Genomic DNA, 16,015 nt, shown 5'->3' with positions numbered 1-16,015 from the left:
CCATTTTAGGTAAAGTCTAGCGCATTCAGAATCAAAGTTGGGGATATTCTAATAGCCTCTCAGATCTCCTGTTAGCATGGTAATATGGAGTAAAAATTTTAGGAGTCAAAAATGTTAGGTACCGCTCTTTGTAACAGCGCAACACGCGTCATGATGTTGGGTTCTGGTGAACTCGGTAAAGAGGTTGTCATCGAACTTCAGCGCTTGGGTTTAGAGGTGATTGCCGTCGATCGTTACGCCAACGCACCTGCTATGCATGTCGCTCACCGAAGCCATGTCATCAATATGCTAGATGGTGATGCACTGCGTGCCGTTGTTCAGAGCGAAAAACCGGACTATATAGTGCCTGAGATTGAAGCCTTAGCAACCGAGACACTTCTAGAACTTGAGAGCGAAGGATTCAAAGTAGTCCCTACCGCACGTGCCGCGCGTCTGACAATGGATCGTGAAGGTATTCGTCGCCTAGCGGCTGAAACACTAGGAGTACCGACTTCAGCTTATCGCTTCGCAGATACTGAGGCTGACTATCAAGAGGCTATCAAAGAGATTGGTATTCCCTGTGTCGTGAAACCGATCATGAGCTCATCCGGCAAAGGGCAGTCGTTGGTTCGTTCTGAAGCGGATGTGGCACCGGCCTGGCAATATGCTCAAGAGGGAGGCCGTGCCGGGAAAGGCCGTGTCATCGTTGAAGGGTTTGTCGATTTTGATTACGAGATCACACTGTTGACGGTTAATGCCGTTGATGGCATCCACTTCTGTGCACCGATTGGTCACCGTCAGGAGGGAGGTGACTATCGCGAATCTTGGCAGCCACAAGCGATGTCGGAGCTTGCTCTACAACGCTCACAGGAGACTGCTCGCAAAGTGGTCGAGAACCTAGCGGGTTTTGGCATTTACGGTGTCGAGCTGTTTATCAAAGGCGATGAGGTCTACTTCAGCGAAGTGTCACCCCGACCACACGATACGGGATTGGTCACTCTGGTTTCCCAAAACCTCTCTGAATTTGCGTTGCATGCCCGTGCGATTCTTGGCTTCCCTATCGGTAACATTCGCCAGCTTGGCGCGTCGGCATCGGCGGTCATTTTGGGTGATGGGCACTCTACGAATATTCAGTTTGACGGGGTTAAAGAGGCTCTAAGTGATCACGACACTCAACTGCGTCTATTCGGAAAACCCGAAATCGCTGGAAGTCGCCGTTTAGGCGTGGCCCTCTGTCAGGCTGACAGTGTTGAAGCGGCTATCGAGAAGGCGGTAACTGCCGCTGGCAAAGTTAGCATCAACTACTGATCAGAGACTCAATATGTCACGACACGGCGGCGGCCGGCACTACAAGAGCGACTCCAATAGCAGCAACACTGTCGGCATGAGCGAGGCTTGGTCGGTCATTAAAATGATCTGGCCTTACTTATGGGAGTATCGCCGTCGCATGGCGGTCGCATTTATCTTGTTGATCTCCGCCAAGCTTGCCGTGGTTGCCATGCCGCTGGCTTTGAAACAGATCGTTGATGGTCTAGATGCTTCTCTGAATCCATTGATTACAGTACCCATTGCGATGGTCGTAGCTTATGGGATGCTCCGCTTTGGCTCGGTCTTCTTTGCAGAAGCTCGCGATGCGGTGTTTAGCCGAGTCACAGAGAGAGCGATGCGACGAATGGTGCTCAAAGTCTTTCGCCACCTCCATTCATTAGAGTTGGATTTCCATCTCTCTCGGCAGACCGGTGGTATCTCTCGCGACATTGACCGTGGCAGTAATGGCTTCAGCTTTTTGATGCGGATGATGGTCTTTAACATCGTACCAACGCTGATTGAGATCAGCCTCGTTGCGGCCATTTTGCTGTTCAACTTCAGTGTCTGGTACGCATTGGTGGTTGTGGTCTGCGTCGGCATCTACATCTACTTCACCATACTCACTACCGAATGGCGCAACCGCTACGTGCGCGAAACCAATCAACTCGACTCTCAAGCCAATACACGAGCCATTGATAGCCTGCTCAACTATGAGACCGTGAAATACTTTGGCAATGAGGAGTATGAGGCTAGCCAGTACGATAAAAACCTAGCCAGCTGGGAAACGGCTCGTTTAAAAACGCGCATGACGTTGATGATTCTGAACAGCGGTCAGGCATTCATCATCTCGCTAGGGATCATCTTAATGCTCTGGCTGGCCGCAGAGGATGTCGCGAGCGGAGCCATGACCCTGGGTTCGTTAGTCATGATTAATGCCTACATCTTACAGCTATTCATGCCGCTTAATTTCCTTGGCATGGTCTACCGTGAAGTGCGCAAAGCCCTGACCGACATTGAGAATATGTTTGGGTTGTTGAAGAAGCAGCCTAAGATTGTCGACCGCCCCGATGCAACCGACTTGAGAACTCAAGGGGGCGCCATTTGCTTTGACTCCGTCAATTTTGCTTACCACCCCGACCGTCAAATTTTGAAGAGTGTCAGCTTCAAAATAGAAGCAGGCAAAAAGGTCGCCATCGTCGGGCCAAGTGGATCGGGCAAATCGACCTTAGCGCGACTGCTGTTTCGATTCTATGATGTTCAGTCGGGGCAGATCAGCATTGATGGCCAGCCGATCGACCAAGTGACTCAGCACTCATTACGACAAGCGATTGGTGTGGTTCCGCAGGATACCGTCCTGTTTAACGATACGATCTACAACAACGTGGCTTATGGACGCCCAGGTTCAAGCAGAGAAGAGGTGCTCAAAGCGATTGAACTGGCCAACCTCAACGACTTCATTGCAGCACTCCCTGAGGGGGTGGATACCCTGGTTGGCGAACGTGGCCTAAAAGTCTCTGGCGGTGAAAAACAACGCATTGCGATTGCCCGCGTGATTCTGAAACGCCCACCCATTTTGCTCTTTGATGAAGCGACCTCAGCGTTGGATAGCGACAATGAGCAGGCGATCCTTCACGCCTTTGCATCACTCTCGAAAAACCATACGAGTTTGGTGATCGCGCACCGTCTGTCGACGATTATCGATGCCGATAACATCCTAGTGATGCGCAAAGGCGAAGTGGTGGAACAGGGTACTCACACAGAACTCCTTGCCCAACAGGGCGTTTATGCTGGTATGTGGTCTCTACAGCAACAATAGAGAGCAATCGCCTCATCTTCGATAAGGCTCCAACCCAGTGTTGGAGAACTATTGGCGCTCTGTTGGAGCGGTCTTAAAAAGGCCGCGATAAATGCACTCAGGCACCAAAACGAATCTTAAAGCTTTCCATCAAAGATTAATCTGAATCTATGTACTATGCTAAGTAAAACAGTATCAATTTGGAGTGATCAATGAACGGTGAATTCCTTAGTGGCGGCATGATCGTCACCTTAGCTTTTGCAATCTTCTTCCTCGTACTCGCCTGGTCTGCCGTTAAGGTTGTTCCACAGTCACAGGTATTTGTCGTTGAACGTTTTGGTAAGTTCTCCAAAACCCTGAACGCAGGGATCAACTTTATTGTCCCTATGATCGACCAAGTGCGTCACCGCATCTCTATACTTGAACGCCAGCTACCGGCCTTTGAGATCAGCGTCATTACCAAAGATAACGTTGAAGTGATCCTAGAGGCGACCAACTTCTACCGTATTACCGATGCGGCCCGCTCGGTCTACCGTATTCAGAACATCGATCAAGCCATTCAGACGACAGCCGAGTCGATTGTTCGCTCTGCAGCGGGCAAGCTGGACCTTGATGAGCTGCAATCATCACGCGCTCAGATGAACGAAGAGATCCTGACCAATCTGCAAAAAGCAGCTGAAGTCTGGGGAATTGAGATTACTCGTACTGAGATCACCGATGTTCAAGTGGATGAGCAGACCAAAGAGGCGCAACGTCAGCAACTCAATGCAGAACGTCAGCGTCGGGCACAGGTTGCGCAGGCAGAAGGCCAAAAACGCTCTGTGGAGCTGAATGCAGAGGCACAACTCTACGAAGCACAAAAGCAAGCTGAAGCGGTAAGAGTCGCGGCCGATGCAGATGCCTATGCGATAAAAGTGAAAGCCGAAGCGACCGCCGAGCAGACGCGCATGATAGCCGATGCTATTAATAACGGCGGGCAATCGGCGATCAACTTCGATATTCTACAGAAACAGGTTGCAGCACTGTCTGAGGTTGCAGCAGCTGATAACAGCAAAACAGTGATCATGCCGACAGACATCACTAAAGCAATTGGCTCATTAGAGCTATTAGCACAGACCGTTGGCGACGGATTAAAGAGTAAATGATGGATTTTTTTACAAACGGAAACGGCTGGCTGATTCTTGGATTGGGGCTCATCATCATTGAGATGGTGTTGAACCTCGCTTACATCTCTATCAGCTTCGGTATCGGGTCAATCCTAACGGGCCTATTGATTAAGTTGAATCTGATCCCGACCCTATTGGATTCTGGCGTAATCGATGAGCTACTGATCGTCGGTATTATCTCAGTGATCACGCTGATTGCTCTGCGCGCACTGTTCAATAAAAAGAGTGATCAGGATATCAACCAGTACTGATCTATCGCCTCATCCTCGATAAGGCTCCAACCCAGTGTTGGAGCTCTGTCGGCGCACTGTTGGAGCGGTCTTACAAAGGCCGCGAATAAGACTGATCAGAAATCATCTTCTGAGTGCGGTGTAATGTAATAATCGCCATACCCATCCACTGAGACAGAAAAGTGGATGGGGTGGCAACAGACCGTACAATCACAGACAAACATCTCAGCCTCATCGGGCTCGTAGACAATCTCGATCATCTCCCAACAATAGGGACACTGTACATTTTGACTGGGCAGCATGGGCGATCTCAGCTTAAAGAGTTAACTTCTATAAGTGAGCTTTAACCCGTTGGATCACCCAATGACTACTCGGAATCTTTACTGCGCTTTTTCGCAAAGCTGGCAGAGACGTAGTAGATCAGCAGCAGAAAGGCGCCAATACCGTACTGAAGCAGGGACACATCAAAGCGTGGCGGACCGCCGTTAGCAATGGCGTAACCCCCAGCAATTGAGGCCACCATCCAAGCTAATGGTAGCGATAAGAGCTCTTTTTGCGGCGAGCTCTTTTTCTTAAACAGCAGATTACCAATTAACCATACCAACACCCACACACCAATTAACGAAGAGAGTATTGAGAGGAGTATTGCTGTCATATCGGCTCCTTAATTAAGTTGAGAAGTGACTCGAGCGATCAGTCCGCTCTCTCTTCCGCTTTTTTTACACGAATCATATTACGGCCAACCAGTGTGTGGTTTAGATTTTTAACCGCCGCTTTCGCTTCACCTGGCTTAGGCATTTCAACAAACCCAAAGCCCTTCGATGAGCCCGTTTTCTCGTCCATCACCAAGGTGCAGTACTGAACGCTACCGTAACCTTCAAAGAGCTCTTTAATCTCAGCTTCTGTGGTTGAACGATCCAAATTACGGACTAACAATTTCATAATTAACTCTCTCTATTCAGCAGAAGGTATCAATGTAGAGCTGCTCTACCTTATCGCGAGCCCACTGCTGTTTGCGTAAAAATTTTAGGGATGACTTAACGGATGGATCGATCTGAAAGCAGTTAATATCGATCCGCTCGCCCAACTCATCCCAGCCGTAATGATCCACAAGACGCTCGACAACATCAGCCAACTTAACGCCGTGCAGTGGATTATTCGGTTGATTGTCCATCTTAGTTGACGCGCTCGAACATCAGATCCCAAACACCGTGACCTAGCTTTTCACCCCGTTTTTGGAACTTAGTCACAGGGCGGAAGTCTGGCTGTGGCGAAAACTGACCTTCGCCCATCTGGTTTTGATAGCCCTCTGCTGCACTCATCACTTCCATCATATGCTCTGAGTAGGGCTCCCAGTCAGTCGCCATATGGAAGACACCGCCAATCGCCAGCTTTTGACGAATGGTTTGAGCAAATTCAGGTTGTACAATGCGGCGTTTATTGTGCTTCTTCTTATGCCAAGGGTCTGGGAAGAAGAGCTGCACACCCGCCAAAGAGCCATCCGGTATGCACTGTGCCAGTACCTCGATCGCATCTTCACAATAGACGCGAATATTGTCGACCCCTTCGGCACGTGCATCAGCTAACAAACGACCAACACCGGGAGGATGCACTTCGATTCCAATAAAGCCCTTCTCAGGTGAGCGGCTCGCCATCTCTACCAGCGACGCGCCCATACCAAAACCGATCTCTAGAGTGACGGGGCGATCATCGCCAAACAGAGTTTTAAAGTCGACCATGCCATCTTCAAGTTCTAGCCCATACAGAGGCCAGTTCTCTTTCATTGCACGCTCTTGCCCTTCTGTCATGCGTCCAGCGCGTACGACAAAACTTCTAATCGTACGGTGTGGGCGCTGCTGTTCTGTGTCACTCATTGTTCTATCCGTAAGGTTCGTAACGACCAGGCAAACAGTGCCCAGCCAATAATCATTAATATACCACCGATGGGGGTGATCGATCCTAACCAACCGGTATCAGTTGCGATTAGCAGGTAGAGGCTGCCACTGAAGATCAACGTCCCTGCCAACAACGAATACCCAGCAAGGCGCCAGCTTTTACTATTGAGTTTAAAACCGGTAATACCGACCACCATCAAACCTAGAGCCTGCCAAAACTGGTAATCCACAGCGGTGCTGAAGGTTTCAAAGCGAGCAGCTGACAGGGTATTTTTCAGTAAATGGGCACCAAAAGCGCCAAAAATCACCGAAAACATCGCTAAAAGCACACCAATCATCAAAAAACGTTTCGCGTGCATCATCACCTCATTTGGGCCGCAAGCATACACAAAAAAAGCCGCTAATGCGGCTTTTTCACAACACTTTTATCCGTTAGATAACGACTAAAGCGTTTTTAATTTTCTTCATCGCGTTCTTTTCAAGCTGACGAATACGCTCTGCAGAGACCTCATACTTAGCGGCCAACTCATGCAAAGTCGCTTTTTCATCAAGCAACCAACGCTGTGCCAAGATGTCTCGACTGCGCTCGTCCAACTGGCCCATCGCTGCGGCCAACTGACGGTTGGAGTTATCTTCCCAATCCTGCTCTTCAAGTAGCTCGGCTGGATCGGCAGACTTGTCTTCCAAGAACAGTGCCGGAGCAACAGGCGCACTCTCTTCGGAATCATCAGCAGCAGGCGCATCAAAGGCCATGTCAGTGGCGGCCATGCGACCCTCCATCTGACGCACTACTGCAGCATCAACGCCTAGATCTTCTGCGATCGCTTCAACTTCATCGTTGTTCATCCATCCTAGGCTCTTCTTCTGTGAGCGTAGGTTAAAGAACAGCTTACGCTGAGCTTTGGTCGTCGCAACTTTAACAATACGCCAGTTGCGAAGAATGAATTCATGCATTTCGGCTTTGATCCAGTGAACGGCAAAGCTCACTAGACGAACACCGACGGTTGGATCAAAACGTTTAACCGCTTTCATCAAACCAACGTTACCCTCTTGGATCAAATCACCTAGAGGAAGGCCGTAGCCTTTGTAGCTGCGCGCAATGTGCACAACAAAGCGCAGATGTGACATAACCAACTGGCGAGCCGCATCAAGGTCTTGCTCAAAATGCAGACGCTCGGCAAGCTCCCGTTCTTCCTCTGGAGTGAGGATAGGGATAGTGCTGACATTCTGAACGTAAGCGTCAAGATCGCGCCCCGGTGTCAGATGTTCAACTAATTGCAAGCTAGTGCCCATTTCTCTTTAAACCTCAAAAACTGTCGTTTTTTACACTGTTTTAAATCGTTTTAACTGTCTAGTTAGACCCAGTTTTGGCAAAAAAGTTCATTAGGAATTACTAATATTTACCAACACTGGACCCAAAAAGATACCAGAGTGACAGATAAACGCAAATCCGGCTAAATCCGATCAATCAGAGCCTTGATTTAACTGCCCCATCTGTCTGGATACAGCAATGAATGCCCCTATCCATCCTAGTATAGTCCCGCCCACTAACAGCGCCATGATTAATGACAAATCAGGTCCCTGAAGATCAAAACGACCAATATAGAGCTCTGTTAACTCAGCCAATGGCGCTTCGACAAGTGCCAGTGAGAAGTAAACCAATACTAGGCTCAACAGTGCACCAAAGTGTCCGTACAGCAGTCCTGCATAGAGGAATGGGCGTCTCACCCAAGCAGCGGTAGCGCCTATCAACAAACTGACCTCAATCTCCTCTTGGCGACTGCTGATCATGGTACGAATGGTGTTAGCGATCACCAGAAGCACGGTCATACCCAATAACAGCGCCAGCACAAAACTGATGCTGGAGAATGAGCCTAAAATCACTTCGAGACGCTCTAACCACTCTACGTCTAACTCGGCGACATCCACCTCTGGCAAGGCTGCCATGCTTTCACGCAGTGCTTTCATGGTCGCAGGATCTTGATCACGCGGCGTCGCGAGCACAACCGCTGGGAGTGGATTCTCATCCAATAGGTTGATCAGCTCACCCAGTTCAGAGTGGCTTTTAAACTCGCTGGCACCTACATCGCTACTGATCAATTCAACCGAAAGTAGATCATCACGCAGCAGGAGTGAACGGCTGAATCGATCTAACTCGTCGGCTTTGAGTTCTGGGCTTAAATAGAGTGCAAGCTGAGGCTCAAAGTCAGTACCCGGTGTCAGCTGTTTCAAATTACCCAACAGCGAATACATAAAGGTTGGCACAGCGAGTACAACCGCCAATAGCAGCAGTGTCACCAGCGTCGACAGTCGATTATGTAGAAGACGCTTAACGGCATCGGCACTCTCTAGACGGTGCTGTACCGCCCAGTGTTTAACGCGTTGCCAACGGCTGACGCTGATATCAGAGGCGCCGCGTGATCGAGTCTCACTACTGGACATGACGCAGTCGCCCCTTATCTAAAATCAGCACTCTATGACGCATTCGCTTGATCAACGCCACATCATGGGTCGCGATCAAGACGGTCGTTCCAATGCGGTTGAACTGCTCGAATAGACTCATGATGTCGAGAGAGAGTCTAGGGTCGAGGTTACCGGTCGGCTCGTCGGCAATCAGCACCCTAGGCTTATGAACAATGGCACGCGCAATACCGATACGCTGCTGCTCGCCACTCGATAACGCCTGTGGGAGCTTCTGCTCTGACTCCAACAGTCCTACTCGATCGAGTGCCGCGCGTACGCGACGACCAATATCCTCTTCGTTATAGCCTGCGATACGCAGTGGAAGTGCAATGTTCTGGTAAACAGTGCGATCTTCTAACAGACGATGATTCTGGTAGACCACACCGAGGGTTCGGCGATATTGCGGAATCTCGCTGCGAGACAATTCAGATAGATTTTGATCACCGACCCACACATCACCACGGCTAGGTTGCTCAACGCGCGTCAGCAGTTTTAACAGGGTACTCTTCCCTGCTCCCGAGTGGCCTGTCAAAAAGGCCATCTCGCCCGACTCCAATGTAAAGTCGACAGACCTTAGGGCCTCTTGACCAGAGTCATAGCGCTTACTGACGTTAGTGAATTGAATAGCCGCCATAGGAGTTAGTCGAACAACGCCTCAACAAAAGCTTTCGCTTCAAAAGGACGTAGGTCATCAGCTTGCTCACCGACACCGATGAATCGAATAGGCAGACCAAACTGTTTGGCGATGGCAAAGATAATACCGCCCTTCGCTGTGCCATCGAGTTTCGTTAGGGTAATGCCCGTCACGCCCACCGCCTCTTTGAACTCTTTAGCCTGGCTGATGGCGTTCTGACCCGTACCCGCGTCGAGTACCAACATCACTTCATGTGGCGCCGAAGGATCTAACTTCTGCATCACACGAACAACCTTCTGTAACTCTTGCATCAGGTTATCTTTGTTCTGCAAACGACCCGCTGTATCTGCAATCAATACATCAACGTTTTTCGCTTTAGCTGACTCAAGCGCATCAAATAGAACAGAGGCTGAGTCTGCACCGGTATGTTGAGCAACCACTGGGACGTTATTTCGCTCACCCCAAACCTGAAGCTGTTCAACCGCCGCGGCACGGAAGGTATCACCCGCCGCTAACATCACCGACTTACCTTCACCCTGATACTTCTTGGCCAGTTTACCGATGGTCGTTGTTTTACCGACACCGTTAACACCCACCATCAGAATCACCATTGGGGATTTGTCACTCTGTAATTCAAGCGGTTGATCAACGGGTTCTAATAGCTCGGCCAGCTCCTGTTTCAGAGCCGCCTGCAGAGCGTCGCCATCCGAGAGCTGTTTACGCTCTACACGATCGGTTAAACGTTCGATAATCTCTGTCGTTGCCTCAACGCCAATATCGGCCATCAGCAACAAGGTCTCGATCTCTTCCATAAGATCTTCATCGATCTCAGGGTTACCGGCGAAGAGGGTTGTAATCTGCTCAGTCAGGCCGGCTTTCGTGCGACTTAGACCGGATTTAACACGATCGAAGAAGCTTTTTGTTGGCTCTGGCTCTGGCTCTGGCTCTGGCTCTGGCTCTGGCTCTGGCTCTGGCTCTGGCTCTGGCTCTGGCTCTGGCTCTGGCTCTGCAGGAGTCTGTTCAACCTCCACTTCGGTCTCAACAACTTCTGGCTCAACTATCTCTTCTGCAGCTACAGGCTCAACTACCTTTTCGACTGTGTCTTCAACAATAGGCGGCTCTTCAACGGGCGCTTCGTCAACCGATGGTGTTTCAACGGGGGCCTCTGTAACGCTCTCTTCTACGCTTTTTTCTGAATCAGAACCCTGAATAGCCTCAGTTTTATCCCCTTTCAGATAACGCATCATCACAATCAAAATGACGACGGCAAAAGCGGCCGCAACGTAAGGGATAATGGCTGGATCGTAGCCGTTATCAAGCATCCAGTTGTAGAGAGATTCCATAGTCTAAACAGTCCTAATCAGAGGGAACTAAACAGTCAAAATATAAGTCCAGAATTCTACCACATCAGACGCTGTGAAAGCCTATCTATTAGCCTAAGCTGAGGTTAAAATTTCTGTTTACCTAAAACTGCTTTGGCAGAGACCATTTTTCATGAGCCCTAGACGCAACAGAAACAGCAAACCCGCCCCTCACAATCGAGCAAATGAGTCGTTCGTTCGCATCATCGGCGGAGATTGGCGCTCACGAAAACTGAGCTTTCCAGAGAGCGAAGGACTTCGCCCAACACCAGATCGGGTTCGAGAAACGCTATTCAACTGGTTACAAGCTTACACACCAGCAGCCAAATGCCTGGATCTGTTTAGCGGCAGCGGTGCGCTGGCGTTTGAAGCGCTGTCGCGCGGTGCAGCTCACGCCACACTAATTGATGCATCGCGCTTGGTCTGCAATTCACTTAAACACAATCTGCAAGAGCTGAAGGCACAAAACGCTGAAGTGCTCGAAACAGACGCTACTCAATGGCTCCTGCAGCAAGCGAGCAGTGAATTTCGATACGACCTGGTCTTCTTAGACCCCCCCTTCAACAAAGACTTAGTTTCAGGCATCTGTCAGCTACTTGAGGAAAATCAAGTTCTTGCAGATGGATCGATGATATATATAGAGACTGAGAGATCGCTAAGTACCCTATTAGTTCCAGATAACTGGCAACTGTATCGCGACAAACAGGCAGGTGACGTCAGCTACCGCTTGTATAAAAGAAATTAATTTTAGTTATAGATAAATAATTTAATATATCTATTAATTATTAAAAGTTTCTCCTATAATTTGTCGCCTTGACGCAATTCCGTTACCATCCGCGGGAATATTACCGCTATTAGGAGTAGCTGGGATGAAAAGGGTAGCTTACCCAGGAACGTTTGATCCTATTACGAACGGCCATGTAGATTTGGTGGAGAGAGCCTCCAAACTGTTTGGTCAGATTGTAGTAGCTGTGGCAGAGAGCCCAAAAAAACGTCCCCTGCTGGATTTGGATGTTCGAGTAGAACTTGCACGCGAATCCTTGGCACACCTCGACAACGTAGAAGTGGTTGGCTTTAACAGCCTACTGATCGATCTTTTGAAAGATCATCAATGCGACGTCATTTTACGAGGTTTGCGAGCGGTTTCAGATTTTGAATATGAGTTTCAGCTTGCCAATATGAACCGAAAGTTGGCTCCACAAGCTGAGAGCCTGTTTTTAACACCGGCTGAACACTTGTCGTACATCTCATCGACGCTGATTCGCGAAATCGCGTCATTAGGTGGAGACGTGACAGAGTTTGTTCATCCGGCTGTCGATGCGGCATTGAAACGACATTTTTCTAACTAGTTTAGATTTGAGCCTAGAGTGAGGTAGACACGATGGCACTAATGATTACCGACGAATGCATCAACTGTGATGTGTGTGAACCAGAATGTCCTAACGAGGCGATCAGCCCAGGGGATGAGATCTACGAGATCGAGCCAAGTAAATGTACTGAGTGTGTAGGCCACTACGACACGCCACAGTGTGTTGAGGTTTGTCCGGTTGACTGTATTCCAAAAGATCCTGATCACGTTGAAACTGAAGAGCAACTGATGATCAAGTACGAGAAGCTGGTTGGCTAATCGAACTCAAAGACAAAAAAACGCGACCTTGGGTCGCGTTTTTTTGTGCCTGATTGACCTAAAACTCCGGCGCCAGCTCGTTCATCTGAAACTCTTGATCAAGACGCTGGCCAACCACATTGGGCTCCACCAAGTGGTAGGCGTAGTTCATGTGCAGACAACGAACTTTGTCCCAGTTAGCAATACCGCCAATGCCTACCTCGTTGAACATCTTAGTGAACCCAAGAGTTTCGATTCGCTGTCTGTCCTCCGGACGCATCAGTTCCCAGCGGCGCTCCATGTAGTGTTTCTGCTGCGCCATGTAGGTATCACGAAGCTCTGCATCCTCTTGCAGCTCCTCCTCAAAACGCTTAATCCAGCCCGTCATCTCGACACGACTGATCTCAACACTTAAATCCTTACTGCTCAGCCAATAGAGGGTTGGGAAAGGCTTATCATCGATCAGGCTTCGCATCTGTAACACCAATGGCACACCACTAGGGGTTTGTGCCGCTATCGCCTCGATACCGCGAGGCTCGCGACCGATCTGCTGGCGTACTATTTGAAGCTGTCTCTCTGTTGGTTGCATCTTAAACCTGTGCGTATTGATCAGCATTGAGGATCCATCGATCACACAGCTGACGGGTTAATTCTGTTGATGTCTCTATGCGCTCTGCTGTCTGCTGGACACTGTCGAGCATGTCAGCGTCACGTTGCAGATCGGCGATTCTGAAACTCATCATGCCTGTCTGGCGGGTGCCTAACACCTCACCCGCGCCTCGCAACTCAAGATCACGCTCTGCAATACGGAAACCGTCACTGGTCTCACGCATGATTGCCAAACGGTCGCGACCCTGCTGCGAAAGAGGCGCATGATACATCAAAACACAAAAACTCTCTCGCGACCCTCGACCTACACGGCCGCGTAACTGATGCAACTGTGATAATCCCAGTCGTTCGGGGTTCTCGATGATCATTAAACTCGAATTCGGAACGTCTACGCCGACCTCAATCACCGTCGTAGCCACCAAAAGATCCAACTCATGCGCTTTGAATTGCGCCATCACATCCGCTTTTTCGGCCGGTTTCAGACGACCATGCACCAGACCAATTCTAAGATCGGGCAGAGCCTCGCGCAGCTCTTCGGCAGTCGTTTCGGCTGCCTGACACTGCAGCGCTTCGGACTCCTCTACCAGCGTACAGACCCAATAGGCCTGCAGGCCCTGTTTGCAGTTCTGTTCAACGCGCTCAACCACTCGATCGCGACGACTGTCATCAATCACGACCGTTTGCACTGGCGTTCGGCCCGGTGGTAGCTCATCGATGATGGAGCAGTCCAGGTCAGCGTAAGCACTCATTGCTAGTGTACGAGGGATGGGGGTAGCGGTCATTATGAGCTGATGAGGTATTTTACCGTCATTTCGCCCCTTTTCACGCAAACTTAGCCTCTGATCGACGCCAAATCGATGCTGCTCATCAATCACAACCATCGCCAGATCATGGAAGGCGACCTCATCTTGAAACAGGGCGTGGGTTCCGACAACCACCTGAGCCTCACCACCACTGATCTCAGCTAATGCCGCTTCCCGTGCTTTACCTTTTACCTTACCCGCCAACCACGAGACCTTAATCCCAAGCGGCTCCAGCCAACTTTTAAAGTTGATTAGATGCTGTTCGGCCAGAATTTCTGTCGGAGCCATAACCGCCGCTTGTTTGCCGTTTTCAACCGCTTGTAACGCGGCCAATACAGCAATCATGGTCTTACCTGAGCCCACATCACCCTGCACCAACCGCAACATCGGCAAAGGGCGCCCCATATCACGGGCCACCTCTCGTGCCACACGAAGCTGAGCCTCTGTAAGTGAAAAAGGCAGCCGATCTAGAAACGGCAGCGTGAGTCGACCCGTCGATTTCAGCGCTGGCGCACCTTGCGTCTGCATCTGATGACGTACCACGCGAAGCGATAGGTTATGTGCCAATAACTCTTCGAAAGCTAAGCGTCTCTGCGCTGGATGCTGCCCTTCAAGTAGCGACTCCAAATCCACACCAACAGGAGGCTGGTGAAGAAAGCGCACGGCATCGGTTAGTGAGGGGTAATGGTTGCGCGCTAGCTCAGAATCCGGCAGCAACTCATCTAAGGGTTCAGAACCCAAAGCGGAGAGTGCCTGCCCTACCAGGCTTCTAAGGCGCGGTTGAGTCAAACCTTCAGTCAATGGATAGATTGGGGTCAGCGTCTCTTCCAACTGATCAAAGCCATCGCCCTTCATCAGCTTGTACTCGGGATGAATCAGTTCTAAACCATTTGCACCAGGGCGCACCTCGCCAAAACAGCGAATATCCGCATTGATCAAGCCGCTCTTTTGCGCAGCGCTGAAGTGGAAAAAACGCAGAGTTAGGGTACCAGTGCCATCCTGAATACGGCAGACCAGGCTTCGGCGGCGCCCCATCACGATGTCACACGCGATTACACGCGCCTCAACCACCACCTCATCACCGGGGCGCATCGCTCCTATCGCAGTGATGCGCGTTCGATCTTGGTAGCGCAACGGCAAGTGAAACAGCAGATCCTGAAAGTTATGAATACCTAGCTTGCCAAGTTTGGACGCTAGCGCAGCGCCAACACCCTTTAGCTCAGTGACCTTTCGATGGGCTACCTGAGAAGACACGGCCAGTTAACTATCCAACGCTCGGCACTTAGCGATGGCATCAACCAACACATCAATCGCCTGTGGACGAGGGAAGCTGGCACGCCAAGCAACAGCAACCGATCGCATCGGTTTGGGATCATTGAACGGCACAATATCAACCAACGAATTGGAGGGGTGATTCGCTAAAGCCGACTCTGGTAACACGCTGGTTCCTAAGCCAGAGGCGACCATCATACGAATGGTCTCTAGTGAACTGCCTTCAGTGACTCTGTGTTGATCATGGAACGACTGATTCAAGCTTGGGCAGGCCTCCAGTACCTGATCCCTGAAACAGTGCCCCTCACCCAGCAGCAGCATATCCAGCTCGTTCAACTTCTGAGAGTCCACTGAGCCCGCTTTGCTCAGCTCATGCCCTTTTGGAGTAATTAAACTGAAGGTCTCATCATAAACCGCCCGAGTCAGCACATCGGGCTCATGGAAAGGCAACGCGATGATGATCGCATCCAACTCACCAGTGCGTATTTTGCTTCGAAGAACTTCGGTCAAATTCTCCTCGATGTAGAGAGGCATTTGCGGTGCAATCTGCTGAACTTCGGGAATTAGACGAGGGAAAAGGTAGGGACCGATGGTGTAAATTGCACCCACACGTAACGGGGTAGCCAGCTGATCTTTACCTTCACGGGAGAGCTCTTTAATCGCTTCAGCCTGCTCTAATACGCGCTGTGCTTGACGCACTACTTTGTCACCTATGGGCGTCACGCGTACGGCGTTTTTACTGCGTTCAAACAACGCGACACCGAGCTCATCTTCCAGCTTTTTAACGGCGATAGAGAGCGTCGGCTGACTGACAAAGCATTTTTCGGCGGCATGGCCGAAGTGCTGTTCACGAGCTAGCGTGACGATGTAGCGAAGTTCTGTAAGCGTCATTTT

The 16,015-nt window shown here is 50.1% G+C and carries 20 protein-coding genes; 7 read left to right on the top strand and 13 right to left on the bottom strand.

Going from position 1 to position 16,015, the window contains the following annotated elements; translation table 11 throughout:
* Nucleotides 1–111: 111 nt before the first annotated feature.
* The 4 genes from purT to XMD564_RS04415 all read left to right on the top strand — a co-directional run bounded on the left by purT (nt 112) and on the right by XMD564_RS04415 (nt 4,499).
* Nucleotides 112–1,287 (top strand): formate-dependent phosphoribosylglycinamide formyltransferase, encoded by a 1,176-nt coding sequence (purT, locus tag XMD564_RS04430; protein WP_173507883.1) that lies wholly within the window; start codon nt 112–114, stop codon nt 1,285–1,287.
* A 13-nt stretch (nt 1,288–1,300) separates the two neighbouring features.
* A complete protein-coding gene (locus XMD564_RS04425; protein WP_254445583.1) occupies nt 1,301–3,103 on the top strand; it encodes an ABC transporter ATP-binding protein/permease in 1,803 nt (600 codons plus the stop codon).
* A gap of 191 nt (nt 3,104–3,294) precedes the next feature.
* Complete coding sequence (locus XMD564_RS04420; protein ID WP_173481897.1) at nt 3,295–4,227, top strand: SPFH domain-containing protein; 933 nt, start codon at nt 3,295–3,297, stop codon at nt 4,225–4,227.
* A complete protein-coding gene (locus XMD564_RS04415) occupies nt 4,227–4,499 on the top strand; it encodes a hypothetical protein (RefSeq protein WP_173481896.1) in 273 nt (90 codons plus the stop codon). Before XMD564_RS04420 ends, XMD564_RS04415 begins: the two co-directional genes overlap by 1 nt.
* A gap of 95 nt (nt 4,500–4,594) precedes the next feature.
* Here XMD564_RS04415 and XMD564_RS04410 read toward each other — a convergent pair whose 3' ends face one another.
* The 10 genes from XMD564_RS04410 to ftsY all read right to left on the bottom strand — a co-directional run bounded on the left by XMD564_RS04410 (nt 4,595) and on the right by ftsY (nt 10,813).
* The gene (locus tag XMD564_RS04410; protein ID WP_173481895.1) at nt 4,595–4,780 is read right to left on the bottom strand and encodes a CPXCG motif-containing cysteine-rich protein; all 186 of its coding nucleotides are present in this window, start codon (nt 4,778–4,780) and stop codon (nt 4,595–4,597) included.
* A 65-nt stretch (nt 4,781–4,845) separates the two neighbouring features.
* Nucleotides 4,846–5,133, bottom strand: coding sequence for a hypothetical protein (locus XMD564_RS04405; RefSeq protein WP_173507882.1), 288 nt, complete (start codon nt 5,131–5,133; stop codon nt 4,846–4,848).
* A 38-nt stretch (nt 5,134–5,171) separates the two neighbouring features.
* The gene (locus XMD564_RS04400; RefSeq protein ID WP_173481893.1) at nt 5,172–5,420 is read right to left on the bottom strand and encodes an RNA-binding protein; all 249 of its coding nucleotides are present in this window, start codon (nt 5,418–5,420) and stop codon (nt 5,172–5,174) included.
* Between the two features lie 16 nt (nt 5,421–5,436).
* Entirely contained in the window at nt 5,437–5,652 is a 216-nt protein-coding gene (locus XMD564_RS04395; protein ID WP_173481892.1) for a VF530 family DNA-binding protein, read from the bottom strand.
* A gap of 1 nt (nt 5,653) precedes the next feature.
* Nucleotides 5,654–6,352, bottom strand: coding sequence for a tRNA (guanosine(46)-N7)-methyltransferase TrmB (gene trmB, locus XMD564_RS04390; protein WP_173481891.1), 699 nt, complete (start codon nt 6,350–6,352; stop codon nt 5,654–5,656).
* Nucleotides 6,349–6,735: a DUF423 domain-containing protein gene (locus XMD564_RS04385; protein WP_217364268.1), complete on the bottom strand. Its 387-nt coding sequence runs from the start codon at nt 6,733–6,735 to the stop codon at nt 6,349–6,351. Before XMD564_RS04385 ends, trmB begins: the two co-directional genes overlap by 4 nt.
* A gap of 70 nt (nt 6,736–6,805) precedes the next feature.
* On the bottom strand, nt 6,806–7,666 hold the full coding sequence (gene rpoH / locus XMD564_RS04380; RefSeq protein ID WP_173482621.1) for an RNA polymerase sigma factor RpoH: 861 nt from the start codon (nt 7,664–7,666) through the stop codon (nt 6,806–6,808).
* A 171-nt stretch (nt 7,667–7,837) separates the two neighbouring features.
* The gene (ftsX, locus tag XMD564_RS04375; protein WP_173482622.1) at nt 7,838–8,815 is read right to left on the bottom strand and encodes a permease-like cell division protein FtsX; all 978 of its coding nucleotides are present in this window, start codon (nt 8,813–8,815) and stop codon (nt 7,838–7,840) included.
* Entirely contained in the window at nt 8,805–9,470 is a 666-nt protein-coding gene (ftsE, locus tag XMD564_RS04370) for a cell division ATP-binding protein FtsE (protein WP_173481887.1), read from the bottom strand. Before ftsE ends, ftsX begins: the two co-directional genes overlap by 11 nt.
* A 5-nt stretch (nt 9,471–9,475) precedes the next feature.
* Complete coding sequence (gene ftsY / locus XMD564_RS04365) at nt 9,476–10,813, bottom strand: signal recognition particle-docking protein FtsY (protein ID WP_254445582.1); 1,338 nt, start codon at nt 10,811–10,813, stop codon at nt 9,476–9,478.
* A gap of 151 nt (nt 10,814–10,964) precedes the next feature.
* Here ftsY and rsmD point away from each other — a divergent pair, with 151 nt between their 5' ends.
* From rsmD to XMD564_RS04350, 3 genes are all read left to right on the top strand, one after another.
* Nucleotides 10,965–11,576, top strand: coding sequence for a 16S rRNA (guanine(966)-N(2))-methyltransferase RsmD (gene rsmD, locus XMD564_RS04360; protein WP_173507881.1), 612 nt, complete (start codon nt 10,965–10,967; stop codon nt 11,574–11,576).
* A gap of 124 nt (nt 11,577–11,700) precedes the next feature.
* Complete coding sequence (coaD, locus tag XMD564_RS04355) at nt 11,701–12,180, top strand: pantetheine-phosphate adenylyltransferase (RefSeq protein WP_173481885.1); 480 nt, start codon at nt 11,701–11,703, stop codon at nt 12,178–12,180.
* A 32-nt stretch (nt 12,181–12,212) separates the two neighbouring features.
* Nucleotides 12,213–12,458, top strand: coding sequence for a YfhL family 4Fe-4S dicluster ferredoxin (locus XMD564_RS04350; RefSeq protein WP_173481884.1), 246 nt, complete (start codon nt 12,213–12,215; stop codon nt 12,456–12,458).
* A 58-nt stretch (nt 12,459–12,516) separates the two neighbouring features.
* Here the strand turns inward: XMD564_RS04350 and XMD564_RS04345 are convergent, their stop codons facing one another.
* The 3 genes from XMD564_RS04345 to XMD564_RS04335 are packed head-to-tail and all read right to left on the bottom strand — an operon-like array spanning nt 12,517 to nt 16,012.
* Entirely contained in the window at nt 12,517–13,053 is a 537-nt protein-coding gene (locus tag XMD564_RS04345; protein WP_254442848.1) for a DUF501 domain-containing protein, read from the bottom strand.
* Entirely contained in the window at nt 13,028–15,103 is a 2,076-nt protein-coding gene (recG, locus tag XMD564_RS04340) for an ATP-dependent DNA helicase RecG (RefSeq protein WP_173507880.1), read from the bottom strand. Before recG ends, XMD564_RS04345 begins: the two co-directional genes overlap by 26 nt.
* A 6-nt stretch (nt 15,104–15,109) precedes the next feature.
* On the bottom strand, nt 15,110–16,012 hold the full coding sequence (locus XMD564_RS04335) for a hydrogen peroxide-inducible genes activator (protein WP_173481882.1): 903 nt from the start codon (nt 16,010–16,012) through the stop codon (nt 15,110–15,112).
* Nucleotides 16,013–16,015: the final 3 nt, after the last annotated feature.

It is taken from the genome of Marinobacterium sp. xm-d-564 (assembly GCF_013283345.1).
Lineage (GTDB): Bacteria > Pseudomonadota > Gammaproteobacteria > Pseudomonadales > Balneatricaceae > Marinobacterium_E.
The sequence above is the reverse complement of the archived record's forward strand: the minus strand, read 5'-3'. Positions and strand labels throughout refer to the sequence as shown.

Excerpts from the sequence above, each read along its gene's own strand:
- XMD564_RS04395 (WP_173481892.1), bottom strand. The coding sequence starts at position 5,652 with ATGGACAATCAACCGAATAATCCACTGCACGGCGTTAAGTTGGCTGAT.
- rsmD (WP_173507881.1), top strand. The coding sequence starts at position 10,965 with ATGAGCCCTAGACGCAACAGAAACAGCAAACCCGCCCCTCACAATCGA.
- XMD564_RS04420 (WP_173481897.1), top strand. The coding sequence starts at position 3,295 with ATGAACGGTGAATTCCTTAGTGGCGGCATGATCGTCACCTTAGCTTTT.
- trmB (WP_173481891.1), bottom strand. The coding sequence starts at position 6,352 with ATGAGTGACACAGAACAGCAGCGCCCACACCGTACGATTAGAAGTTTT.
- purT (WP_173507883.1), top strand. The coding sequence starts at position 112 with ATGTTAGGTACCGCTCTTTGTAACAGCGCAACACGCGTCATGATGTTG.
- XMD564_RS04400 (WP_173481893.1), bottom strand. The coding sequence starts at position 5,420 with ATGAAATTGTTAGTCCGTAATTTGGATCGTTCAACCACAGAAGCTGAG.
- ftsE (WP_173481887.1), bottom strand. The coding sequence starts at position 9,470 with ATGGCGGCTATTCAATTCACTAACGTCAGTAAGCGCTATGACTCTGGT.
- ftsY (WP_254445582.1), bottom strand. The coding sequence starts at position 10,813 with ATGGAATCTCTCTACAACTGGATGCTTGATAACGGCTACGATCCAGCC.
- ftsX (WP_173482622.1), bottom strand. The coding sequence starts at position 8,815 with ATGTCCAGTAGTGAGACTCGATCACGCGGCGCCTCTGATATCAGCGTC.
- XMD564_RS04410 (WP_173481895.1), bottom strand. The coding sequence starts at position 4,780 with ATGCTGCCCAGTCAAAATGTACAGTGTCCCTATTGTTGGGAGATGATC.
- XMD564_RS04385 (WP_217364268.1), bottom strand. The coding sequence starts at position 6,735 with ATGATGCACGCGAAACGTTTTTTGATGATTGGTGTGCTTTTAGCGATG.
- XMD564_RS04425 (WP_254445583.1), top strand. The coding sequence starts at position 1,301 with ATGTCACGACACGGCGGCGGCCGGCACTACAAGAGCGACTCCAATAGC.
- coaD (WP_173481885.1), top strand. The coding sequence starts at position 11,701 with ATGAAAAGGGTAGCTTACCCAGGAACGTTTGATCCTATTACGAACGGC.
- XMD564_RS04345 (WP_254442848.1), bottom strand. The coding sequence starts at position 13,053 with ATGCTGATCAATACGCACAGGTTTAAGATGCAACCAACAGAGAGACAG.
- XMD564_RS04415 (WP_173481896.1), top strand. The coding sequence starts at position 4,227 with ATGGATTTTTTTACAAACGGAAACGGCTGGCTGATTCTTGGATTGGGG.
- XMD564_RS04350 (WP_173481884.1), top strand. The coding sequence starts at position 12,213 with ATGGCACTAATGATTACCGACGAATGCATCAACTGTGATGTGTGTGAA.
- XMD564_RS04335 (WP_173481882.1), bottom strand. The coding sequence starts at position 16,012 with ATGACGCTTACAGAACTTCGCTACATCGTCACGCTAGCTCGTGAACAG.
- rpoH (WP_173482621.1), bottom strand. The coding sequence starts at position 7,666 with ATGGGCACTAGCTTGCAATTAGTTGAACATCTGACACCGGGGCGCGAT.
- XMD564_RS04405 (WP_173507882.1), bottom strand. The coding sequence starts at position 5,133 with ATGACAGCAATACTCCTCTCAATACTCTCTTCGTTAATTGGTGTGTGG.